Genomic DNA, 22,916 nt, shown 5'->3' with positions numbered 1-22,916 from the left:
GTGACTTAGTTACTGAAATTTAAAAGATAACATGCTTTACTATCTGAAAATTGATCGCAACACAGATTGCGAACAACATAACCAAGGGATTTCAGATGAAAAAAGCATCATTATCACTCGTCATAGCATTATCACTTTCAGGGCTAACCGCCTGCCAAACTACTTCAACTATAGAGTCGCCAACCGTTGTAGTTACAGAACAAAACGCAGCATTTGAGCAATTTAGTACAGCGTTTATCGATGCATTATGGATTGAATCTCCAACATGGGCCTTGTACAACGGTTTTCATAAATATGATGGCGTACTTAAAGTACCTAATGCCAAATCGCGTCAAGCCTCATTAGCCTTTGTTGATAAACAATCGGCATTGTTAGCCAGCTTTGATAAAGATGCATTATCAGCAGGATTGCTAACTGATTACCGTTTGATTGAAAACTTGCTGGGTCAGATGCGCTGGGACATTGAAACTTTTAAGTCATGGCAGTGGGACCCAAGCAGTTATAACGTATCTGGTGGTTTTGCCCAAATCCTTAATGAAGACTTTGCTCCACTAGATGAGCGACTTGTGTCCGTATTATCTAGAATGGAAAACGTACCAGCATATTACGCAGCCGCTAAAGAAAATATTTCTAATCCAACTTTAGAACATACTCAGCTGGCGATTATGCAAAACGAGGGTGCATTCTCAATCTTTAATAATGATTTGTTAGACCAAGTTATTGCTTCAGGGTTATCGAATACACAACAAGCGTTATTTATGACGCGGTTCAATAACGCGAAAATGGCAATTACTGGACATATTGAATGGCTTAAAACGTTAGAGGCAAAATTAATTAAAGAAGGCGCTCGTAGCTTTCGGATTGGCGAAGCGATGTATGAGCAGAAGTTTGCTTTTGATATCCAAGCTGGCATGACGGGTAAAGCACTCTACGAAAAAGCGGTTAACGATAAAAATCAAATTCAAGCTGAAATGGCAAAATTGACCGACACATTATGGCCAAAGTACTTTTCAACGGCCAAACCCGTAGATGAAAAAATCGCTATTAAGCAAATGATTGATAAACTATCGGCAAAACATGTTAAGCGAGATGATTTTGTTGATGAGGTAAGAGCTCAAATCCCAGAGTTGATAGCATTTGTAAAAGAAAAAGATCTAGTTACTCTGGATCCAAACAAGCCATTGGTGGTAAGAGAAACACCTGCTTATATGCGTGGTTATGCTGGTGCATCAATTAGTGCACCTGGACCTTACGAGAAATCGGGGAATACATATTATAATGTTACTCCACTCGATAATATGGATGATGAGTCGGCTGAAAGTTACTTAAGAGAATACAACCACTGGATTTTACAGGTGTTAAATATTCATGAGGCAATACCTGGCCATTATACGCAATTGGTGTTTTCTAACGAATCACCAAGCTTGATAAAAAGCTTATTCGGTAATGGAGCCATGGTCGAAGGCTGGGCGGTTTATGCTGAACGTATGATGCTGGAAGAGGGCTACGGTGCATTTGAACCTGAAATGTGGTTGATGTACTACAAATGGAACCTCCGAGTGATATGTAACACTATTCTTGATTACAGTATTCAGGTTAAGGGGATGGATAAACCCGCCGCGCTAGATCTAATGATGAACGAAGCTTTTCAACAAAAAGCGGAAGCTGAAGGAAAATGGCGAAGAGCCACGTTAAGCCAAGTGCAGCTGACCAGTTATTATTCAGGTTACCGCGAAATTTATGACTTTAGGGAAGAATACAAAGCACTGAAAGGAAATGAGTTTGATTTAAAGGCTTTTCATGAAGAGTTTTTAAGTTACGGCAGTGCACCTGTGAAGTACATTCGAGCACTAATGCTCAATAAATAGTGACGTAATGGACATAAAACCAGCAATTATATTGCTGGTTTTTTTTGCAGGTTCACAACATGACAAAGAGGCCGTTCATATACTAGTATTAGGTAAAACATTCAGGTAACCTTAATGGTAACTATTATCATTTAGATTTAAGTAATGAAGAATATTCTCATCGTTGATCAAGATGAACCTTCAACAGTGCTGTTGAAAGAAGAATTAGAGACTCATCATTTCAATGTGACCACCGCTTTTAATGACCAAGAAGCTGCCGATAAGCTAGGTTGCGGTCAACCAGACATCATCGCCCTTAATATTGGTCCATCAATCGTTGCTGGTACTATATTGTCGCATCTAAATACCACCCCAGTTATAGTCACTTCCTCAGTCAATACTGAGCAAGAACGCATTCGAGCTTTTGAATATGGTGCTGATGATTTTTTAACAAAACCTTTTAGTGTAAAAGAGTTGATTGTGCGTATAAATGCGATTAAACGCCGTATAAATCTAGTTAAAAAAGAACTCGATACTGATAACCATCAGTCTCAGGTTATTCATTTTGACCCTAGTTGTTTTAAAGTATCTATTTCATCAAAAGACGTGTTGTTTACCCAAACTGAATTTAAAATATTTCAATACCTATTTGAGCGAAAGGGTCAGGTGATCGATAAACATGAGTTACAGCTAAGGGTGTTAAACAAAGAATATGGCCAATTTGATCGAAATTTAGACATGCATATTAGCAATGCTAGGCGAAAACTTGCTGCTACACAGTTACCTAAATCATTGATTAATACCGTTAGAGGTAAAGGTTACGTTTTTGTCGACCAACCATATTGATACCTCGGGCGAGGCAATAAAAAAGCCATTCATTAGCTGAATGGCTTTATATTTTAAAATGTGGAGTTAACTACTTTAGCAATGTAGTTGGGTCTACAAACTCAAAATTAAGCGCTTCAGCAACTTCAGGGCAAGTGATCTTACCATGCATTACGTTAAGGCCATTTAATAGATGCTTGTCTTGTAATAACGCTTCACGGTAACCAAGTTGAGCCAACTTAATTATATAAGGAAGTGTGGCATTATTTAACGCAAAAGTTGAAGTTCGCGCTACAGCACCTGGCATATTAGCAACACAGTAATGCACTACATCATCAACAATATAAGTTGGATCTTGATGTGTTGTTGCGTGAGAAGTTTCAATACAACCACCTTGGTCAATTGCAACATCAACAATTGCCGCTCCTGGTTTCATCGCTGCAATGTGCGCTTTTGTTACCAATTTCGGCGCCGCAGCACCTGGAACAAGTACACCGCCAATGACTAAGTCTGCTTCTAATACATGCTTTTCTATCGAATCAGCAGTTGAATAAATAGCTTTGACCTTATTATCAAACTGTGCGTTTAAACGACGAAGAGCATCAATGCTACGATCAAGAATTACGACATCAGCACCAAGACCAACGGCCATTTGTGCGGCGTTAGTTCCCACCATACCACCACCAATAATGACAACTTTTGCTGGTTCAACTCCAGGAACCCCACCAAGTAACATACCGCGGCCACCAGAAGATTTTTCTAGCGCCATAGCGCCCGCTTGAATTGACATCCGACCAGCAACTTCTGACATTGGCGCAAGTAGTGGCAATGCACCACGGTCGTCAGTAACGGTTTCATAAGCGATACAAACAGACCCGCTTTTAATTAAGTCTTCTGTTTGTGGTAGATCAGGGGCTAAATGTAAGTAAGTAAATAACAGTTGGTCTTCACGTAGCATTGCACGTTCAACAGCTTGGGGTTCTTTTACTTTTACAATCATTTCAGATGAAGCAAATACTTCTGCAGCAGTGGCTAAAATTTTAGCACCTACATTGACATAATCTTCATCACTAAAACCAATACCTGACCCCGCATTTGTTTCAATAAAAACCTCATGACCACGAAGAGTTAGCTCACGAACACTCGACGGTACCATACCTACACGATATTCGTGGTTTTTGATTTCTTTTGGAACACCAATAATCATTTTTGAGCCTCAATTTCGCATAAAAACCCATTTAGGATGGGTGTAATTGTTATTTTAAAAAGCCTGCACGTGATTGTTGCAGGGAAATCTAGTATAGTATTCCTTTAGCAGTATATGCTGCTAAAGTTAATCAAAACAAAGTGTTTTGTTTTGTTAGAACGGTAAATCAAGGTTGTAAATATGGTTAATAATAAAAAGAGTCCTATAAAAGACTTAGATCGTATAGATAGAAATATCCTTAACGAGTTACAAATTGACGGACGAATTTCTAATGTCGAATTATCTAAGCGCGTAGGATTAAGTCCAACCCCTTGTCTAGAAAGGGTGAAAAGGCTTGAAAAACAAGGGTATATTAAAGGGTATACCGCACTAGTTAATCCTCATTACTTGGGGGCTTCTTTACTAGTATTTGTTGAGATAACGCTAAATAGAGATACTGCCGAAGTATTTGATAAGTTTAATCAAGCTGTGCAACTACTTGATGATATTCAAGAATGTCACTTAGTGTCAGGAGATTTTGATTACTTATTAAAAACAAGAGTTTCAGACATGTCTGCTTATCGTCGTTTATTAGGGGAAACCTTACTTAAACTGCCTTCTGTTTCTGACACACGTACCTATGTTGTGATGGAAGAGGTTAAACAGACGAATCGTGTTGCGGTAAACACGATGCTTGAAATGTAATACTGTTTCTTTTGTAAGCAAGAAAGGGGTCACTAGGCTCCTTTCTTTATAAACCCCGCCAAATGATACAAATTGATACAAAGTAAAGTGATGCATATGTATTCAGTTTGTTGCACGCAACTCAAACGCTGCAAAATGAACTAAAATCTGGTATCTTACTGACATTCTCGTCTTTTTTATTGAAGGTTTGCCGATTGTCCAAAGCAAATAGTGTCAACACTCTTTCTGGCGTACAGCGTTTATTAGAAGTCAGCCTCATTTTATGTTGCATGATTGCCACATATGTCCTTATTGCACTCAGTAGTTTTAGTGCATCTGATCCAGGTTGGAGTCAATCTCATTTTGATGGTGAGATTAACAATCTTACAGGTGCCGTTGGCGCGTGGTTAGCTGACGTATTGTTGTATGTTTTTGGCTACACAGCTTATATCGTGCCAGTGATTATTGCGCTAACGGGTTGGTTGCTGTTTCGACGCATTCATAAGTTACTTGAAGTTGATTATTTTTCGGTGGGCTTAAGGCTGATTGGTTTCTTACTGATTGTGTTTAGTCTTGCTGCACTGGCGAGCATGAATGCTAATGGTTTATATGAGTTTTCTGCCGGTGGCGTAGCTGGTGATGTTATCGGGCAAGCCATGTTGCCATACTTTAATCAATTGGGCACTACACTATTACTTCTGTGTTTTGTTTGTGCTGGTTTTACTCTTTTAACCGGGATTAGCTGGTTAACGATTATCGATTTAACTGGTTTCTCAGTGATATGGTGCATTAAATTTTTACAGCAATTACCTGCAAAGTTAGCATCAAATAAAGAAGAAACTGAAGATACACGTGGTTTTTTGTCTGTTGTTGAGAATTTCCGTGAAAAGCGAAATAAACAACACGAAGCCCCCGCAATTGATGAACCTGAAACGGTTAATGATCCAGCCTCAACCACTCGTTTCGACGAAGATATAAATCCACTGGTCCCTAAGGCTAAGTCATGCCGTATTGAGCCTCAAATCAATGCTGTAGCAGAACAGTCCAATAACCATGAACCTGTAATCCAAGCGCAGTCGGTGTTAGCTGATGATTCTGCTTCAGAGCAAACATCAGAGCTTGAGCCTATGTTCACTGCAGCAACTGAAGACTCTTTAGATTCAAATGAAGCACAGACAACTGGCGTTGATAAACCGACCAAAGCGGTTAAACATGATAAAGCAAGGATCGTCGATGGTATCGTCATCATGCCTGGGCAAGATCCTGAAGCTGCAATGGCTCCTGTAGCGCCTTTGTCGCCTCTACCTAGTATCTCTTTGTTAGACATACCAAACCGCCAAAGTAACCCTATTAGCCAAGAAGAGTTAGATCAAGTTGGCAAGTTAGTTGAGGTAAAGCTGGCTGATTTTAATATTGTTGCTAGCGTTGTTGGTGTCTATCCTGGCCCTGTTATTACTCGTTTTGAGCTTGAACTAGCCCCAGGCATTAAGGCATCAAAGATCACCAACTTATCAAAAGATCTAGCCCGTTCACTATTAGCTGAAAGTGTTCGAGTGGTTGAAGTGATTCCAGGCAAACCCTATGTCGGGTTGGAGTTACCTAATAAATTCCGTGAAACTGTATTCATGCGCGATGTTCTCGATTGTGAAGAGTTCAGAGATAACCCATCTCATTTAAGTATGGTGCTCGGTTCTGATATCGGTGGTAAACCTGTCATTGTTGATTTAGGTAAAATGCCGCACCTTTTGGTTGCAGGTACAACAGGCTCGGGTAAGTCGGTTGGTGTAAACGTCATGATCACCAGTTTGCTGTATAAATCAGGCCCAGACGACGTACGCTTTATTATGATCGACCCGAAAATGTTGGAGCTTTCTGTCTATGAAGGGATCCCGCATCTTTTATGTGAAGTCGTCACCGACATGAAAGAAGCCGCTAATTCACTCCGCTGGTGTGTAGGTGAAATGGAGCGTCGTTACAAATTACTGTCGGCCTTAGGGGTTCGAAACCTTAAAGGTTACAATGCTAAAATTAAGCAGGCGCAAGAAGCCGGTGAACCGATAGTTGACCCACTTTGGAAAGCTTCTGACAGTATGGATACAGAAGCTCCAGAGCTTGAAAAATTACCGTCTATTGTGGTTATCGTCGACGAATTTGCAGACATGATTATGATTGTTGGTAAAAAAGTGGAAGAGCTCATTGCCCGTATTGCTCAAAAAGCTCGGGCAGCCGGTATTCACTTAATTTTAGCAACACAGAGACCTTCAGTAGATGTTATTACAGGTTTGATTAAAGCTAATATTCCGACCCGTATGGCGTTCCAAGTGTCATCTCGTATTGATTCGAGAACCATTTTGGATCAGCAAGGAGCAGAAACCTTACTTGGGATGGGCGATATGTTGTATCTGCCACCTGGCCATAGTGTACCAAGTCGTGTACACGGTGCTTTTATTGATGATCATGAAGTACATAAAGTGGTTGGCGATTGGCATGCTCGAGGTAAGCCTCAATATATTCCAGATATTTTACAAGGTTCAGCAGAAGGTGAGCAGGTATTACTCCCGGGTGAGACCAGTGATACAGAAGAAGATGTTGATACGTTATATGACGAAGCCGTGGCGTTTGTGACTCAAACGCGTCGAGGTTCAATCTCCAGCGTTCAACGTAAATTTAAGATCGGTTATAACCGTGCTGCGCGAATTATTGAACATATGGAACTTCAAGGCGTGGTCAGTTCCCAGGGACATAATGGTAATCGTGACGTGTTGGCACCACCGCCACCTAAAGATTTCGTCTGATCCGTGCCATTCAACCGACACATGACAGGTGTCGGTTTTAACTCTAATTTTGAGGCATAAACATGAACAAATTTATCGCGATGGCGATAGCTGCATTACCAATATTAACTCCTTTTATGGCCAATGCAGACGCTGCGGCGTCACTAAAAATGAAGCTTGTTGCAATTGACAATTTGAAAGCTAATTTTAGCCAAACTGTCACTGACATTAATGACAAAGTGATTCAGACTGGTGAAGGGATTTTTGCATTAGCGCAACCTAACCGTTTTTATTGGCATTTAACCGCACCAGATGAGTCATTGATTGTTGCAGATGGCACTGATGTTTGGATTTATAATCCATTTGCTGAAGAAGTGTCAGTGATGGATCTTGACCAGGCAATTAGCGCTTCACCTATCGCTTTGCTAGTTCATGCTGATGAGCAAACATGGTCTCAGTATCAAGTCAGTCAAGTAGGGCAATGCTTTGAAATTGAGCCAATTGATAAAGAAGCGGGTGTATCTGAAGTTAAAGTTTGTTTTAATGATTTGAAGTTAAATCAGATGGTACTGAAAGACCAACAAGGTAATACCAGTAACTTTGTTTTGTCAGGCCAAACCGGCATTGCAGCTAAAGAGGCCGATCTATTTAAGTTTGTGATCCCAGCTGATGTTGATATTGATGATCAACGATTAAAATCGAGTAATTAAGAGTCTAATTTGAGTAGTTTTAGTTTTGATTTCGCCCCCGATTTTCGACCTTTAGCAGCCAGAATGCGCCCCGAAAGCGTTGAACAGTATGTTGGTCAACAACATCTGTTGGGGCCAGGGCAGCCGTTAAGACAAGCGCTTGAGGCAGGGCGAGCACATTCAATGATGTTCTGGGGCCCGCCTGGAACTGGCAAAACGACATTGGCAGAACTTGTGGCCAGTTATGCTAACGCCCATGTCGAGCGTATTTCTGCCGTCACTTCGGGTGTAAAAGAGATAAGAACGGCTATTGAGCATGCAAAAAATGTGGCTCAAGCACGAGGTCAACGAACGTTATTGTTTGTTGATGAAGTGCATCGCTTTAACAAAAGCCAACAAGACGCCTTTTTACCGTTTATCGAAGATGGCACAGTAATTTTTATTGGCGCGACCACTGAAAACCCATCATTTGAAATCAACAACGCACTGTTATCTCGCGCACGTGTATACCTGATTAAACAACTGTCCAATGATGAGATTTGTCAAATCGCCAAACAAGCCTTAACAGATGAAGATAGAGGGCTTGGTAAACGGAAATTGATATTAACTCCCGACGTTGCACTAAAGCTCGCGCAAGTATCTGACGGCGATGCTCGTAAAGCGCTAAATCTTATCGAGTTGATGAGTGATATGCTTAAAGACGGCGAAGCATTTACTGAAGAGCTGATTATTCAGGTTGCGGGCCAGCAACTTGCGGGGTTTGATAAAAACGGCGATCAATATTATGACTTGATCTCTGCAGTGCATAAATCCATTAGAGGCTCTGATCCAGATGCTGCGTTGTACTGGTATTGCCGTATGTTAGAAGGCGGCTGCGATCCGCTTTATATCGGCCGAAGGCTACTGGCTATTGCCTCAGAAGACATTGGAAATGCCGACCCACAAGCGATGTCAGTTGCGGTTAATGCATGGGAATGTTTTCATCGAGTAGGTCCTGCAGAAGGTGAACGCGCGATTGCACAAGCTGTATTGTATTTAGCCAGCGCACCTAAAAGTAATGCTGTGTATACCGCCTTTAAAGCGGCGCGGCAATTAGCCAGAGAAACGGGCCATGAAAGTGTTCCTGAACATCTACGTAATGCACCCACAAAATTGATGCAAGACATTGGCTATGGGGAAGGGTATCGTTATGCTCATGATGAACCCAATGCTTATGCCGAAGGCGAAGTATATTTACCAAAATCAATCGCAGATAGTCGTTTCTACTTTCCAACCGAGCGTGGTTTTGAAAAAAGAATTAAAGACAAATTAGCAAACCTGGCAGTGCTAAATTTGCACAGTAAGGTCAAAAGATATGACTAATTTGCTTTTGGTCGCACTTGGCGGTTCTTTTGGCGCTGTTTTTCGCTATCTAATTTCAATATTGATGCTTCAAGTGTTTGGTAGTGGATTTCCTTTTGGTACACTGTTGGTTAATATGCTGGGGTCATTTTTAATGGGTATGTTGTATGCCTTCGGCCAAGTCAGTGAGCTGGCCCCAGAAGTAAAAGCATTTTTAGGTGTTGGGCTGTTAGGTGCCCTCACCACGTTTTCTACTTTTTCCATTGAGTCCTTGTTGCTCATTCAACAAGGGGCATTGGTAAAAGCAACTTTGAATGTTGTTGTCAATGTAGGCGTTTGTATTTTCGTCGTCTATTTGGGACAGCAATTGGTGTTTTCTCGTTATTAACTATTAAGACAATTAGACATGTTAGATCCAAAATTTTTGCGTAATGAATTAGAAGTAACTGCTGAACGATTAGCTACTCGTGGCTTTATTTTAGACGTTGAGCGTTTAGGCAAATTAGAAGAAAAACGTAAATCGCTGCAGGTCAGTACTGAAGAGCTTCAAGCCAGTCGTAATGCTATTTCTAAGTCTATTGGCCAAGCTAAAGCTAAAGGTGAAGATGTTGCGCCTATTATGGCAAAGGTTGGTACTTTAGGTGCTGAACTTGATGCTAAAAAGCTTGAGCTAGCGGCGTTGCTAGAAGAGCTAAATGCTATCGCAATGAGTGTACCTAACTTGCCTGACGAATCTGCTCCTATTGGCGCTGATGAATCCGAGAATGTCGAAGTACGTCGCTGGGGTACACCAAAAGAATTTAACTTTGATGTTAAAGATCATGTTGAGCTGGGCGAAACCATTGGCGGTCTAGATTTTAAAAATGCTGTTAAACTAACGGGTTCGCGTTTTATTATCATGAAGGGGCAAATCGCGCGTATGCATCGTGCATTAGCACAGTTCATGCTAGACCTTCATACTACTGAGCATGGCTATACAGAAACTTACGTGCCATTACTGGTTAATGAAGACAGCTTACTTGGCACAGGGCAGTTACCTAAGTTTGGTGAAGACCTATTTCACACCAAGCCTGCTACAGAAGAAGGACAAGGGTTAAGCCTTATTCCGACAGCTGAAGTGCCATTAACTAACATCGCGCGTGACACCATTATTGACGAAGCTGATTTACCTATAATGTTGACTGCTCACACCCCATGTTTTAGAAGTGAAGCAGGTTCATATGGCCGAGATACACGTGGTTTAATCCGTCAGCATCAGTTTGATAAAGTTGAATTAGTTCAACTTGTAAAACCAGAAGACTCAATGCAGGCACTTGAAACTTTAACAGGGCATGCGGAAAAGGTTTTACAAAAACTAGAACTGCCTTACCGTACAGTTGTATTGTGTACTGGTGATATGGGCTTCGGTGCGAGTAAAACATTTGACATTGAAGTGTGGTTACCAGCTCAAAACACCTTCAGAGAGATCTCTTCATGTAGTAACATGCAAGATTTTCAGTCTCGTCGTATGCAAGCTCGATACAAAGCTAAATCTGCGAAAAAACCGAGCCTGTTACATACATTGAATGGTTCAGGTCTAGCTGTTGGTCGCACATTAGTTGCGGTATTAGAGAATTATCAAAATGAAGATGGCTCTATTACCGTTCCAGAAGTATTACGTGGCTACATGGGCGGTTTAGAAAAAATCGGTTAAAAGCGACTTAATGATTAAAGCCTCTACTCGTTAGAGGCTTTTTTATGTGTAATAGCATGTACAGATTAAGTTTACGTACAACTTGTTTAAGCTTAAATTATTGAAAATGTATATTTAAGCACCTAAAAATGTGAAATATTTATAATATTGAGCAATATTATTTTTAGTGATTAAAACAACCTTTCGAGGTTGTAATATCAATGGTATAAATACACACGAACCCCCTACATATCTCTATTTTAGGAAGCAGTCATGATATTTTCCAAGGTTGAACTTGCCCCAGCCGATCCAATTTTAGGTCTTACCGATGCTTTTAAAGCCGATCCACGCCAAGATAAAGTGAATTTAGGTGTCGGGATCTATAAAGATGAATCAGGAAAAACGCCTATTCTGAAGGCTGTTAAATTGGCTGAAGAAAAATTGCTAACAAGTGAAAAAAGCAAAAGTTATCTGGGTATGGAAGGTGTACAGGCATATAACCGTGCAGTGCAAACGTTATTATTTGGCTCAGACCATACTGTTGTTAACCAATCTCGTGCGCTAACCGCACAAGCGCCAGGTGGTACAGGTTCATTACGTGTCGCAGCTGAATTTTTAGTTCGACATACACAGGCTGATACTATTTGGGTGAGTAACCCTACCTGGGCAAATCATCAAAATATTTTCCAAAGTGCAGGGCTAAAGGTTCAATCTTATGCCTATTATAAAGCTGAAACACACAGCTTAGATTTTGACGCCATGCTAGCTGATTTAAACGCTGCCAAAGAAGGTGATCTCGTCTTGCTTCATGGTTGCTGCCATAATCCTACTGGCATTGACTTAAATGAAGCACAATGGCTACAGGTCGCACAGCTTTGTGTTAGTAAGTCATTGGTGCCGTTATTCGATTTTGCGTATCAAGGTTTTGGTGCGGGTGTGGAAGCAGATGCTGAAGGGTTACGTATTGTTGCCGACACAGTACCAGAGTTAATTATTGCTAATTCGTTTTCCAAAAACTTTGGTTTGTATAATGAACGTATTGGTGCCGTTACTGTAGTTGCCGCCAACGACGTTGAAGCCGTTAACGCTTTTAGCCAAATTAAAAGTACGATTAGAGCTTCGTATTCTAATCCTCCTGCCCACGGTGCGCTAATTGTTAGCACTATTTTGGAAGATGAAGCCTTAAAATCAATGTGGGAAGCTGAACTAACACAGATGCGTGAACGGATTGCAGAAATGCGTTCTTTATTTGTTCGCTCTTTAAAAGACAACGGTGTAACCCGTGATTTTGACTTTATCTCTCATCAAAATGGTATGTTTAGTTTTTCTGGGTTGGACAAAGCGCAAGTGAGCCGTCTTAAAGAGGAGTTCGGTGTATACATTGTCGGGTCTGGTCGTATTAGTGTTGCTGGTATGACAAAAACAAATATGCCAGTTATTTGTAAAGCAATTGCTACCGTTCTCTAATTTTCGAAATTAGCAGCGTTTAAACAGAAAGGACCTATCAGGTCCTTTTTGCTATGCGACATATAATTTTTGAGGAACCATTTTAGCAAGGGCGTTGGCTAACGCTTGTTGGTCATGCAGTCCCCTGTGATGTGCGCTTCTTAAGGGATGATAATGAACCATTCCTTCGCTATAAATAACCTCTACATGACTCAACACTTTATCAATGACTTTTACTCCCAGAATTTGATGGCACCAATCAGGTTTTTCAATGATTAGCCAAATATTCGAAATAAGTATATTAACCAACTTTTGTCGATGTAAACTTAAACAAGCTAGCTTATAATGCATAAAAAGCTAGCAAAGCTATATTTAGGATAACTTTGAATATGATGGGGAAATACAGTGAAAACAGGTAAAGTTGGCTTGTTAACACTCGCGATTGGTGTTGCTATTAGCGGTTTTTTTGCTGCCAAAATAATGATCATTCCTTCCCAAGACAACCCTGTGAGCTTGTTGGGTAAGTTAATCAAAAATAATGAACGCGAAAGTAAAGTTCCTCAATTTAATGACATAAAGGACGTTAAACAAAAAAAACTCGCTTTTTTTACGTTTTTAAAGCCCGCAGTAAAACATCAAAATGCAATTATTGCCGGTGAACGACAGTTTTTAATTAGCTTAAAATTACACCTTGAAAAAGCCATTTCACTGACTCATGCGGATGAATTCCGTTTACAACAAATTGCTGACAAATATCAATATAGTACTAGACGTATAGATGTTGAAACGATTAACAAACTCTTGAACCGTGTGGATTTGATCCCGGAACATATGGTGTTAATCCAAGCTGCAAATGAGACGGGTTGGGGCAGTTCTCGCTTTGCACGTGAAGGCCTTAACTTTTTTGGTCAGTGGTGTTTTCAAAAAGGTTGTGGCTTAGTCCCACAATCTCGCAGTGATGGCTTATCTCATGAAGTTGCAGTGTTTAACACTGTAGAAGACTCAGTGGCTTCATATATGCGTAATTTAAACTCAAATGCGGCGTACTCTTTATTTCGCTCAATTAGGGCTGATATGCGCGCTGAAGGGCAAGAGCCCAGTGCCGCTCGTTTAGTTTATGGTCTTGTCAATTATTCAGAAAGACAGGAAGCTTACATTGATGAGTTACTTGAAATGTTACGTCAAAATCAACCTTATTTAGTGGACAAAAATGAAACCAATCCAGCTGTTTAGCCTCTTATTGTTCAGTTGTTCCACAGTTAATGCAGAGCCGTTTTCACTTGAGTATCAAGGTTTTTATCAACGCCTCAAGCAAGTCAATAGCGGTAATTACCAGCTAGTTGAAGTTGCATTTTCTGTTGCTAAGTCAGATAGTTGTAATGTTATCGACGGTACAATCAGTACTGAAAAAGAGTCATACCCATTAACAATTACCGACGATCAACGAGTGTTTTTGCCTTATGAAGCAAAGCTTAAATCAGATAGAGCACAAATAAATTTAAACGTTGCGGGTGATGCAACAACCTGCTCGATAGAGATGCAGGTTAGAGCTAAAACAACAAAAAGAAAATATCAACAAACTGAGCTTAATCAGATCCAAGCGGAAATGAATGCACTGTTAAGTATGATGCAGGGGTTTCCAATGCGATATTTTAGCGATGATATTTCAGGGCTCACTTTTACCTTCAACGGTGAAGCGGTTATCACACTAGATGCTAACCAAATACCCGTCACCAACAGTTACCATTTAGAGCGGAAACAAATTGAGCAATTGAGCTCAATTGAATTTAGTCAGCCGCCTAAAGTGATTAGTCCTTGGATTGTGAAGTAAAATGTAAAGCCCTCTGTGGAGGGCTTTTTTGTGAATTTTTACTTAGGACTGTAGGTACTAACAACGTCAATACGCGCAGCTTTATCCAAATTGATATGGCCATTGTTAGCGATGTCGACAAAATCGAATGCAGGTAGATCTGATTCTGCTACATCTCCTTTTAATGGTGCATCGGGGTTGCGTTCTAACGACAGGAAGTCGAACTGTTCTCTATCAACCCCTTGTGAAGGCGCTGTGTTTTGCATTGCGGTAAATATAGATTCTATGCGACCAGGGAAGTCTTTATCCCATTGAACTAGCATATCTTTAACCGCAGCACGTTTTAGGTTTTCTTGAGAGCCACACAGGTTACACGGGATAATTGGAAACTGTTTTAGCTCAGCATATTCTGCAATATCTTTTTCGCGGCTGTAAGCTAATGGACGGATCACCATATTGGCGCCATCATCAGATAACAGTTTTGGAGGCATCGCTTTGAGTTTTCCAGCAAAAAACATGTTTAAAAACATTGTTTCAATGATGTCATCACGATGGTGTCCAAGAGCTATTTTAGTCGCACCAATCTTTTGAGCAAACCCATAAAGCGTACCACGGCGTAAACGAGAGCATAATGAACAGGTCGTTTTGCCTTCGGGTATTTTATCTTTAACGATAGAATAGGTGTCTTTTTCAAGAATATGGTAAGCCACACCTAAAGTATCTAGATATGCTGGCAGAATATGTTCAGGAAACCCAGGCTGCTTTTGATCTAGGTTAACAGCAACAATTTCAAACGAAATTGGGGCTCTTTGTTGAAGGTTTACCAGAATATCTAGCATGGCATAGCTGTCTTTACCACCTGACAAGCAACACATAACACGATCGCCTTCTTCAATCATGTTGTAGTCACTTATCGCTTTACCGACTTCAGAGCGTAATCGCTTCTGTAGTTTATTGCTGCGAGAGATTTGTTCTGGTGTTAATTCTTGGGACATAAAAAAACGCGCCTAGTACACAAATGTTCAGGGCGCGTATTATTCCAGCTAAACCGCTTGGGGTAAAGCCCAATCAGCGTTATAGCGATTCAAGTGGCGATTTATAACCTTCGGGTTTAACAGCCAGTAAATCACAATTGATGCTATCAATCACATGTTCTGCTGTATTGCCGATCAATGCGGCTGAAAAACCAGTTCTACCAACAGTACCTAAAATGACTAATTCAGCATCAAGTTTTTCTGCAACATCAGGAATGACATCTTCAGGTAAACCTTCTTTAACGTGGCAACAATCATTAGGAATATTGTAAAGTGCGGCCAACTCTTTGGTACGCTGGTGATGCTGAATACGGATTGTTTCGCTGTAGGTTTGTGAATCAAAATCAGGCAACTCTACGGCCAAGTTGACCGGGGTTCCAGGGTAACCATTTACTAAATGAACTTGTGCATTAAACTCTTTAGCAAGGTTGCGCGCATGTTTTATTATTTGTTCATTTAACGAATTGTTGACCGGATCTTCAGTACTGACATTGATTGCACAAAGGATTTTCCCAGCCACAGGCCAATCATGATCTTTAACTAACAACACAGGAACCGGTGCTTTTCTTAATAAATGCCAATCTGTAGGAGTAAAAATAACAGATTTGAGCTTATCGTGCTCGTGAGTTCCTTTAACGATAACATCATATTTGCCTTCGATAGCTTGATTAATGATGCTTTCAAAAGGTCGGTTATGCCACACGACTTCGGTTTCTATAGTAATGTCAACTTCAAAAGGTTTAACCACGTCAGTCAACCAAGCTTTACGCTGAGCAATAACACCTTCACGCATTGCTTCGCGCTCATGACCAGACAATATAGAGGTCATTTCATAAGAGAAGTCATAAATAGATAGAAAAACAGTAATACTAGCATTATTTTGTTTTGCAAGTTTAACCGCTCTTGCTAATGCCACTTGCTTATCTGTGGTTGGGTCAACCACGACAAGAAGTTTTTTATAATCCATCATAACTATAATCCTTAATTGTTTGTGTATTACTATATTGCACCATGTTGTTTTTCAAGTATTGTTATAGATCAATTAAATCAACAGGATGAACAATGTCAGCGAGCTATATTTGTGTTCCCAGATAGATCACTTAACGTATCAATATCTAAAATAGTAATATATTTACCTTTAACTTCAATTAAATTAGCTTTTTGAAAACGACCTAATAAACGGCTAATGGTCTCAACAGTTAACCCTAAGTAGTTGCCAATATCACCACGGGTCATAGTTAAACGAAACTCCCTTGGTGAAAAACCACGGCTACCGAAACGTTTAGCTAAATTGCTAATAAATGCGGCCAGTCTTTCTTCAGCGTTTTTCTTGCTTAGCAGTAAAATCATCTCTTGGTCGCTTTGGATCTCATTACTCATCAGCCGCATAAGTTGCTGTCTGAGTTTAGGCATTTGGCCAGTAAGGTCGTCTAAAGTAAGGTAGGGAATTTCGCATACCATTGATGTTTCAAGTGCTTGTGCAAAACTTTGGTGAAATTGAGAATGAATACCGTCAAATCCAATCACATCACCAGCAAGGTGAAAACCGGTGATTTGTTCATCACCTTGTTCTGTAATGGTGTAACTTTTAATCGTACCAGAGCGAATAGCAAACAGTGATTTAAGAGGATCACCTGATTTAAAAATTGCTTCGCCTTTTTGAATAGGTTTTTTACGCTCAATAATTTCGTCTAGTTGGTCTAATTCTGTAGTGCTAAGGGTAAAAGGAATGCAAAGAGTCCCCATACTACAGTCATGACAATGAATCGCACAGCCTGTTGCCATTTGACGACGGTTTTTGTTGTTATCTATGCTCATTCTCTATCTCATTTGAGTATTCACAAGCTATGGTAAACTAATTTAATAAGCTGAGCTAGTTTAGCTGGCCAATAGCAATATATAGGGTATGAAAACCGAATCCGATTAATACCATCCCACTGATTTTTCTTACCACTGATTTTTGAACCCAATGGCTAAATGTACTTGCAGCAATGCCAGCGCTAAGTAACGCGGGCAGAGTGCCTAAACCAAATGCAGCCATAATGAGTGCCCCGTCTATCGGGTTACCGGCTGCTACCGCCCATGTAAGCATGCTGTAAACCAACCCACAAGGTAGCCAACCCCATAATGCACCAGCAACAAATGCATGTAGCTTATTTTTTATGGGAACAAATTTATTTGCAACAGGGGCGATGATTGACCACAGCCATTTGCCGACTCGCTCTAATTGGATCACTCCAGACCATACCTGCGCGATATATAATCCGGTTAAAATCATCATCAAAGCAGCTAATAACCGCAACAGCAACAAGTATTGATCAATATTAAATAACCACCCCAGCGCTTGAGTGCTGGCTCCAACAAGAGCTCCTGCGCAAGTGTAGCTAATCATTCGGCCGCTGTTATAACTAAAAAGGTAACCTAGTTGCTCTACTAAACGGTTGTTAGCCATTGTTTGTGGTAAGTTGGCCGATAATGCACCAACCAAACCACCACACATACTAATACAGTGACCTGCGCCCATTATGCCAACAATAAAAGCACCCAGTAAGCTGTAATTATTCATTTTTATCTTTTTTGTTACCTATGTAACTCTCTGTAGTTGACTGCTGCGATACTTGTGGTCGTTCTGTCTGTTTATCGTCGTCAAACAGTATAGAAATACTGTGTTTATCAAGATCATCAAATTGGTCAGTTTGTACCGCCCAAGTAAAAATACACACAGCGATCATGACAAATATGATAGCGATAGGGATTAACACATAAATAATACTCATATACGTACCTTAAGTAGTCTCAAACTGTTAGTTACAACGATAAGAGAGCTTGCTGACATGCCTATTGCTGCAATGTATGGAACCAGGTGACCCGATACAGCCAAAGGAATAATCAAAAGATTGTAACCAATAGCCCAAAATAAATTTTGTTTTATGATCCTTTTGGTAGTCTTAGCCACTTTTACAGCATCAGCAAAGCGCGACAAATTGTCACCTAACAAAATTATATCTGCGCTATTTTTACTAATGGCTGCACCGCTGCCCATTGCAACCGACAAATTGGCTCCAGCAAGCACTGGTGCATCATTAATTCCGTCTCCAAACATCGCGACATGAGAATGCTGTTGTCTTTGTTGAACTAAATCTAGTTTTGCCGCCGGAGACAAGCCGTTGTGCCAGTCACTAATGTTCAGTCGTGTGGCTAAATTTGCGACTTCATTAGAGCTGTCACCACTGGCGATAGTTATTTTACAACCAAGTTGTGTTAGTGCCATGACGGCAGCTTCAGTGTCTGGCCGTATTTGATCGACCAAGCTAAATTTAGCGCAAACATGGCCATTAATACTCAGCCATACTGTTAGCGCGGTTTCTTCTGCCGCCGTACCATTTACAAACGCTTGACTACCAATGGCAATTTGCTTACCGCAGATCATCCCTTGTAAGCCATTGCCCACAATACTATGGCGCTGGGTAACGGTAATCGCGGGGGAGTGATACTGCTTAAAGGCATTCGCAATGGGGTGTAACGACCCTGCCTCTAATGCTGCTGCGTACTGTAAAGCGTTCTGTTTACTAATATAGTTTTCATCACCTTCATGTAGCAATTCAACATCTGTCACGGATAAGGTGCCTAAGGTTAAAGTACCTGTTTTATCAAATACAACATGGTTCAGCATTGGCAACTTTTCAAACACACCAGTTTTGCGAGTAATAATGCCAAGCTTTGTCAGTATGGCAGTGCCACACGTCACAGCTGTTGGGGTCGCTAGCGCTAATGCACAAGGGCAGGTAGCAACTAACACAGATAACGTGATCCAAAAAGCATCGTCTGGAGAGTACGCAGACCAGAACAGATAGGTCACAACGGCAATACATAAAATTAAGGCCGTAAAATAGTTTGAGAATCTATCAGCATAAAGGGCAATTTTGGGTTTGTTATTGGAGGCAATCTCTTGTAAACGTATAATTTCAGCAACGAGTTGGTCTTGGCCTATGGCGGTGACTTTTACCGTAATAGGTTGTTCGATATTGATAGTGCCGGCAAAAACAGCTGCACCCATAGTTTTGTTAATTGGCATTTGTTCGCCGGTTAACATCGCTTCATTAACCGACGAGGCACCTTCAATGAGTATGCCATCAGCAGCAATAACATCGCCTGGCTTAACTAAAATCTCATTACCAATTACCAGTTTTTTAGCTGCAACTTCCTCAACTCTATTATGCGTTTTCAACCATGCGGTTAGTGGGATTAGTTTATGTAAGTTGCTTGAACTTACCGAGGCTTTTTGTCGTGCATTTTGTTCAAAGTAGCGCCCAATTAGCAAAAAGAAGGTAAACATTGAAACCGACTCAAAATAGACTTCTCCAGTGCCATTTATGGTTTCAATACAGCTGGCAATATAAGCACCACAAATTGCTATACTAACAGAGACATCCATATTCAATCGGCCCATTAGTATTGAGCGGATAGCACTAAAATAGAATGGTTGAGCAGAGTAAAAAACTACAGGCGCAGCAAACAACATACTCACCCAGCGGAAATAATGTCGGTAGGCTGCGTCAAGATCAGAAAAAATGTCAGAATAAAGTGCTAATGCAAACATCATCACTTGCATCGTGGCAAAGCCAGCTAAACCTAAACGGATTAAAAACTTACGACTCTCTTTTTTGCTGTTTGCTTCTTGCTCATCAACTTGAAAAGGCGCAGCTTGGTAGCCAATAGCACTGATTTTACAAAGAATTTGACTTAATTTTAACGTGTCTGGGTGCCAGCTAATTAACGCCCGTTGTGTGGTCGAATTAACCTGAACATTCACTACGCCCGCAAGCTTTTTTACTTGGTGCTCAATTAACCAAGCACAAGCTGCGCAAGTAATACCATCAATACTTAAAGAAACCTCTTTGAGTTCACCTGATTGATGAATAAAGTCTTGTTGTACTTCAGGTAAATCATAGGCGCTAACAGCAGATAACTGCTCAGGAACTAAAGCGTTTTGTTTATTACCAGGCTCTGTTCGAAACTTATAATAATTGATTAAGCCTGCATCTATAATCGCTTGCGATACTGCTTGGCAGCCAGGGCAACACATCAATTGCGATTTACCATCAATAACAGTAGTAAACTGACTAGCAGTTAATACCGGTTCACTACAGTGATAACAACTCAATTGACTCATAGCATTCCATTTATGCAGGGGACTTAACCTTCACTAGATAAGGCCAAAACTAATTAATTTAACCAGTATTGCTGGCCATTAACTAAGTTAACGCGTTGTTGGATACGCCAAGTTTGATCATATCCCTCAACACGCACTTCCCATGAACCAATAAGAGACTGGTCAATTTCAATTCGATATATCCCATTAGCATCGGCTGTAACAATTTGATTAAAGTCTTTAGTGGCAATGGTAGGGTGGAAAAAACCGACGCTTAACGCTGCTTGATATTTATCACCACCTTGTTGCGATAATTCAACATATTTGTCGTTAAACTCAAGCAGGTAGTTCATGCCTAATTGTTTGGCATATTTGATTTTACGAAGGTCCATATTGATGCCTTTACCTTCTTTGTAATAATCTTCTGAAACAAGTGGATCTTGATTGTTAATCGCAATAAATAGCAAGTTAATACTGGCCGCCACAGCGCATAGAGGCAGTACAATAAGAAACCAAGGCCAAAACTGTTTATACCAAGGTTGAACTTCAGACATGATTAATACCTGTATATTTGATAAGAGTAGGCTAATTCAATACGGCCATTTTACCGCTAAATATGTGATTTAGCACCTAAAAAAATGGCCTCGTTAGTCTCGAGGCCATATTAATGCGTTTAAAGTTACCTAAGGTAACTACTTGTCAGACAAGCTATAAACGTAAGCTGTAATTACATGTACTTTTTCTTCACCTAAAATGTCTTTCCAAGCTGGCATTACACCACTACGACCATTTTTTACAGACAATTGTATCGCGCCACGACTACCACCATAAAGCCAGGCTTTATCTGTTAAATTAGGTGCGCCCATGAACTTATTACCCGTACCGTCCATACCATGACAAGCAAAACAGCCCTTCATGTATGAACCCTGACCTAATGCCGCAAGTGCAGGATCATGTTCACGACCAGATAATTTAAACACATATTCAGCAAGACCCGGCAATTCACTGTCTTCAATTGGTAATCCACCTTTTGGTGGCATCATACCGTGTCGACCGTTCATAATAGTTGTCTTAATCGTTGCCAGTTCACCGCCATAAAGCCAAGCATCATCAGTTAGGTTAGGGAACCCTTTACTGCCTCGAGCATCACTACCATGACACATAGCACAGTTTTGTAAGAACAAACGTCCACCTACTTTAAGGGCTTCTTCATTCTTAACTAACTCTTCAAGCGGTGTTTCTGCAAACGCTTTAAAGACTGGCCCAAATACCTTGTCTGCTTGTTTTACTTCTTGGTCGTACTGCACCCAGCGTCCTTGCTTTTCAGCATCAATCACTGCCTGCTTGGATTCAGCAATAGTACGCACGCTTTGGTTTGAGCTTGTCCAGCCTAACAGGCCTTTAAAGCTGCCTAGCCCTGGGTAAAGTGCAAGATAGATAACACTAAATACAATCGTAATGTAAAACAAATAGCTCCACCATTTAGGCAGTGGGTTATTGAGTTCTTCAATACCATCGAAACTATGGCCCATTGATTCGCCTTCTTCTACGCCAGTGTTGTTCTTAGAACACGCACGTAATAGAACGATACAACCAATAACAACCACAGACGAGAGTACAATAATCCATATACTCCAGAAGTTTGTCATTACTTTTGCTCTCCTGAATCCTTCGAAACCGGGTTTAACTCATCATCTGAGAAAACCAGATTAGCTGCTTCGTCGAATTGCTTTTTGCGACTCGAACTGTATGCCCATGCAAATATACCGACAAAGGTCACCATAACTACGATGGTAATAATTCCTCGTAAAGTGCCGTAATCCATAATTTGCCTCCTTATTTTAGCGCGTGGCCAAGTGACTGAAGATAAGCGATTAATGCTTGCATTTCTGTCTTATCTTTCACTGCGTCTTTGGCGCCAGCAATCTCTTCATCGGTGTACAAATTATGGGTAGGATGAAGCTTGCGTAGGATATCCATCTTTTCGCCAGTCAACTCGCCGTCAAGCTTGTTTTCTGCCAACCAAGGGAATCCAGGCATATTAGACTGAGGCACAACAGCGCGAGGGTCGATTAAATGCACCTCATGCCACTGGTCACTATAACGCCCACCTACACGGGCTAAGTCAGGCCCGGTACGCTTAGAGCCCCATTGGAATGGATGATCCCATACTGACTCACCCGCAACCGAGTAATGTCCGTATCGTTCTGTTTCTGCACGAAGAGGACGGATCATCTGGCTATGACAGTTATAACAACCTTCACGCACATAAATATCCCGACCTTCAATCTGCAATGCAGTGTAAGGGATTTGACCTTCAATCGGCTCAGTGGTGTCTTTTTGGAAAAGTAGGGGAGTGATCTCAACCAAGCTACCAAAGCTGATTGCGATAACAGTAAGGATCCCTAATAGACCGATGTTTTTCTCAACTATCTCATGATTAAATTTCATCGAAT

The 22,916-nt window shown here is 40.8% G+C and carries 22 protein-coding genes; 11 read left to right on the top strand and 11 right to left on the bottom strand.

Going from position 1 to position 22,916, the window contains the following annotated elements; all coding sequences use genetic code 11:
* Positions 1 to 95 precede the first annotated feature (95 nt).
* Together RGE70_RS09725 and RGE70_RS09720 are read left to right on the top strand one after the other, a co-directional pair.
* The gene (locus RGE70_RS09725) at positions 96 to 1,868 is read left to right on the top strand and encodes a DUF885 domain-containing protein (protein ID WP_310471262.1); all 1,773 of its coding nucleotides are present in this window, start codon (positions 96 to 98) and stop codon (positions 1,866 to 1,868) included.
* A gap of 144 nt (positions 1,869 to 2,012) precedes the next feature.
* Positions 2,013 to 2,693, top strand: coding sequence for a response regulator transcription factor (locus tag RGE70_RS09720; protein WP_310471261.1), 681 nt, complete (start codon positions 2,013 to 2,015; stop codon positions 2,691 to 2,693).
* Between the two features lie 70 nt (positions 2,694 to 2,763).
* Here the strand turns inward: RGE70_RS09720 and ald are convergent, their stop codons facing one another.
* A complete protein-coding gene (gene ald, locus RGE70_RS09715) occupies positions 2,764 to 3,879 on the bottom strand; it encodes an alanine dehydrogenase (protein ID WP_310471260.1) in 1,116 nt (371 codons plus the stop codon).
* Positions 3,880 to 4,059: 180 nt separating this feature from the next.
* On the opposite strand from ald, the gene lrp reads away from it, so the two are divergent.
* The 9 genes from lrp (at position 4,060) to RGE70_RS09670 (ending at position 14,295) form a co-directional block, all read left to right on the top strand.
* Positions 4,060 to 4,563, top strand: a complete 504-nt coding sequence (gene lrp, locus RGE70_RS09710; RefSeq protein ID WP_310471259.1) for a leucine-responsive transcriptional regulator Lrp — start codon at positions 4,060 to 4,062, stop codon at positions 4,561 to 4,563.
* 194 nt (positions 4,564 to 4,757) lie between these two features.
* A complete protein-coding gene (locus tag RGE70_RS09705; protein WP_310471258.1) occupies positions 4,758 to 7,337 on the top strand; it encodes a DNA translocase FtsK in 2,580 nt (859 codons plus the stop codon).
* Between the two features lie 62 nt (positions 7,338 to 7,399).
* Positions 7,400 to 8,026: an outer membrane lipoprotein periplasmic chaperone LolA gene (gene lolA, locus RGE70_RS09700; RefSeq protein WP_310471257.1), complete on the top strand. Its 627-nt coding sequence runs from the start codon at positions 7,400 to 7,402 to the stop codon at positions 8,024 to 8,026.
* A 9-nt stretch (positions 8,027 to 8,035) separates the two neighbouring features.
* Complete coding sequence (locus tag RGE70_RS09695; RefSeq protein ID WP_310471256.1) at positions 8,036 to 9,367, top strand: replication-associated recombination protein A; 1,332 nt, start codon at positions 8,036 to 8,038, stop codon at positions 9,365 to 9,367.
* Positions 9,360 to 9,734 (top strand): fluoride efflux transporter CrcB, encoded by a 375-nt coding sequence (gene crcB, locus RGE70_RS09690; protein ID WP_310471255.1) that lies wholly within the window; start codon positions 9,360 to 9,362, stop codon positions 9,732 to 9,734. The genes RGE70_RS09695 and crcB overlap by 8 nt, the downstream gene beginning before the upstream one ends.
* An 18-nt stretch (positions 9,735 to 9,752) precedes the next feature.
* The gene (serS, locus tag RGE70_RS09685; RefSeq protein ID WP_310471254.1) at positions 9,753 to 11,039 is read left to right on the top strand and encodes a serine--tRNA ligase; all 1,287 of its coding nucleotides are present in this window, start codon (positions 9,753 to 9,755) and stop codon (positions 11,037 to 11,039) included.
* A 252-nt stretch (positions 11,040 to 11,291) separates the two neighbouring features.
* Positions 11,292 to 12,485 (top strand): amino acid aminotransferase, encoded by a 1,194-nt coding sequence (locus RGE70_RS09680; RefSeq protein ID WP_310471253.1) that lies wholly within the window; start codon positions 11,292 to 11,294, stop codon positions 12,483 to 12,485.
* Between the two features lie 384 nt (positions 12,486 to 12,869).
* Positions 12,870 to 13,697, top strand: coding sequence for a glucosaminidase domain-containing protein (locus RGE70_RS09675; protein ID WP_310471252.1), 828 nt, complete (start codon positions 12,870 to 12,872; stop codon positions 13,695 to 13,697).
* The gene (locus tag RGE70_RS09670) at positions 13,675 to 14,295 is read left to right on the top strand and encodes a DUF2987 domain-containing protein (RefSeq protein ID WP_310471251.1); all 621 of its coding nucleotides are present in this window, start codon (positions 13,675 to 13,677) and stop codon (positions 14,293 to 14,295) included. Before RGE70_RS09675 ends, RGE70_RS09670 begins: the two co-directional genes overlap by 23 nt.
* 38 nt (positions 14,296 to 14,333) lie before the next feature.
* On the opposite strand, the gene ttcA is transcribed toward RGE70_RS09670, so the two are convergent.
* The 10 genes from ttcA to ccoO all read right to left on the bottom strand — a co-directional run bounded on the left by ttcA (position 14,334) and on the right by ccoO (position 22,911).
* On the bottom strand, positions 14,334 to 15,269 hold the full coding sequence (gene ttcA, locus RGE70_RS09665) for a tRNA 2-thiocytidine(32) synthetase TtcA (RefSeq protein WP_310471250.1): 936 nt from the start codon (positions 15,267 to 15,269) through the stop codon (positions 14,334 to 14,336).
* Positions 15,270 to 15,348: 79 nt separating this feature from the next.
* The gene (gene uspE / locus RGE70_RS09660) at positions 15,349 to 16,278 is read right to left on the bottom strand and encodes a universal stress protein UspE (RefSeq protein ID WP_310471249.1); all 930 of its coding nucleotides are present in this window, start codon (positions 16,276 to 16,278) and stop codon (positions 15,349 to 15,351) included.
* A gap of 95 nt (positions 16,279 to 16,373) precedes the next feature.
* On the bottom strand, positions 16,374 to 17,126 hold the full coding sequence (etrA, locus tag RGE70_RS09655; RefSeq protein WP_310471248.1) for an electron transport transcriptional regulator EtrA: 753 nt from the start codon (positions 17,124 to 17,126) through the stop codon (positions 16,374 to 16,376).
* Positions 17,127 to 17,181: 55 nt separating this feature from the next.
* Entirely contained in the window at positions 17,182 to 17,874 is a 693-nt protein-coding gene (locus RGE70_RS09650; RefSeq protein WP_310471247.1) for a sulfite exporter TauE/SafE family protein, read from the bottom strand.
* Entirely contained in the window at positions 17,867 to 18,085 is a 219-nt protein-coding gene (ccoS, locus tag RGE70_RS09645) for a cbb3-type cytochrome oxidase assembly protein CcoS (RefSeq protein WP_310471246.1), read from the bottom strand. The genes RGE70_RS09650 and ccoS overlap by 8 nt, the downstream gene beginning before the upstream one ends.
* The gene (locus tag RGE70_RS09640; RefSeq protein WP_310471245.1) at positions 18,082 to 20,481 is read right to left on the bottom strand and encodes a heavy metal translocating P-type ATPase; all 2,400 of its coding nucleotides are present in this window, start codon (positions 20,479 to 20,481) and stop codon (positions 18,082 to 18,084) included. The genes ccoS and RGE70_RS09640 overlap by 4 nt, the downstream gene beginning before the upstream one ends.
* A gap of 53 nt (positions 20,482 to 20,534) precedes the next feature.
* A complete protein-coding gene (locus RGE70_RS09635) occupies positions 20,535 to 21,014 on the bottom strand; it encodes a FixH family protein (RefSeq protein WP_310471244.1) in 480 nt (159 codons plus the stop codon).
* Between the two features lie 138 nt (positions 21,015 to 21,152).
* Positions 21,153 to 22,109, bottom strand: a complete 957-nt coding sequence (ccoP, locus tag RGE70_RS09630; protein ID WP_310471243.1) for a cytochrome-c oxidase, cbb3-type subunit III — start codon at positions 22,107 to 22,109, stop codon at positions 21,153 to 21,155.
* Positions 22,109 to 22,285 (bottom strand): cbb3-type cytochrome oxidase subunit 3, encoded by a 177-nt coding sequence (locus RGE70_RS09625; RefSeq protein WP_310471242.1) that lies wholly within the window; start codon positions 22,283 to 22,285, stop codon positions 22,109 to 22,111. Before RGE70_RS09625 ends, ccoP begins: the two co-directional genes overlap by 1 nt.
* An 11-nt stretch (positions 22,286 to 22,296) precedes the next feature.
* A complete protein-coding gene (ccoO, locus tag RGE70_RS09620; RefSeq protein WP_310471241.1) occupies positions 22,297 to 22,911 on the bottom strand; it encodes a cytochrome-c oxidase, cbb3-type subunit II in 615 nt (204 codons plus the stop codon).
* Positions 22,912 to 22,916: the final 5 nt, after the last annotated feature.

The sequence above is a fragment of the Shewanella youngdeokensis genome (assembly GCF_033180165.1).
In the GTDB taxonomy this organism is placed as follows: domain Bacteria; phylum Pseudomonadota; class Gammaproteobacteria; order Enterobacterales; family Shewanellaceae; genus Shewanella; species Shewanella youngdeokensis.
The sequence above is the reverse complement of the archived record's forward strand: the minus strand, read 5'-3'. Positions and strand labels throughout refer to the sequence as shown.

Excerpts from the sequence above, each read along its gene's own strand:
- RGE70_RS09680 (WP_310471253.1), top strand. The coding sequence starts at position 11,292 with ATGATATTTTCCAAGGTTGAACTTGCCCCAGCCGATCCAATTTTAGGT.
- RGE70_RS09650 (WP_310471247.1), bottom strand. The coding sequence starts at position 17,874 with ATGAATAATTACAGCTTACTGGGTGCTTTTATTGTTGGCATAATGGGC.
- RGE70_RS09720 (WP_310471261.1), top strand. The coding sequence starts at position 2,013 with ATGAAGAATATTCTCATCGTTGATCAAGATGAACCTTCAACAGTGCTG.
- ald (WP_310471260.1), bottom strand. The coding sequence starts at position 3,879 with ATGATTATTGGTGTTCCAAAAGAAATCAAAAACCACGAATATCGTGTA.
- RGE70_RS09625 (WP_310471242.1), bottom strand. The coding sequence starts at position 22,285 with ATGGATTACGGCACTTTACGAGGAATTATTACCATCGTAGTTATGGTG.
- uspE (WP_310471249.1), bottom strand. The coding sequence starts at position 16,278 with ATGATGGATTATAAAAAACTTCTTGTCGTGGTTGACCCAACCACAGAT.
- serS (WP_310471254.1), top strand. The coding sequence starts at position 9,753 with ATGTTAGATCCAAAATTTTTGCGTAATGAATTAGAAGTAACTGCTGAA.
- RGE70_RS09640 (WP_310471245.1), bottom strand. The coding sequence starts at position 20,481 with ATGAGTCAATTGAGTTGTTATCACTGTAGTGAACCGGTATTAACTGCT.
- RGE70_RS09670 (WP_310471251.1), top strand. The coding sequence starts at position 13,675 with ATGAAACCAATCCAGCTGTTTAGCCTCTTATTGTTCAGTTGTTCCACA.
- crcB (WP_310471255.1), top strand. The coding sequence starts at position 9,360 with ATGACTAATTTGCTTTTGGTCGCACTTGGCGGTTCTTTTGGCGCTGTT.
- ccoS (WP_310471246.1), bottom strand. The coding sequence starts at position 18,085 with ATGAGTATTATTTATGTGTTAATCCCTATCGCTATCATATTTGTCATG.
- RGE70_RS09725 (WP_310471262.1), top strand. The coding sequence starts at position 96 with ATGAAAAAAGCATCATTATCACTCGTCATAGCATTATCACTTTCAGGG.
- lolA (WP_310471257.1), top strand. The coding sequence starts at position 7,400 with ATGAACAAATTTATCGCGATGGCGATAGCTGCATTACCAATATTAACT.
- ccoO (WP_310471241.1), bottom strand. The coding sequence starts at position 22,911 with ATGAAATTTAATCATGAGATAGTTGAGAAAAACATCGGTCTATTAGGG.
- ttcA (WP_310471250.1), bottom strand. The coding sequence starts at position 15,269 with ATGTCCCAAGAATTAACACCAGAACAAATCTCTCGCAGCAATAAACTA.
- etrA (WP_310471248.1), bottom strand. The coding sequence starts at position 17,126 with ATGAGCATAGATAACAACAAAAACCGTCGTCAAATGGCAACAGGCTGT.
- lrp (WP_310471259.1), top strand. The coding sequence starts at position 4,060 with ATGGTTAATAATAAAAAGAGTCCTATAAAAGACTTAGATCGTATAGAT.
- ccoP (WP_310471243.1), bottom strand. The coding sequence starts at position 22,109 with ATGACAAACTTCTGGAGTATATGGATTATTGTACTCTCGTCTGTGGTT.
- RGE70_RS09635 (WP_310471244.1), bottom strand. The coding sequence starts at position 21,014 with ATGTCTGAAGTTCAACCTTGGTATAAACAGTTTTGGCCTTGGTTTCTT.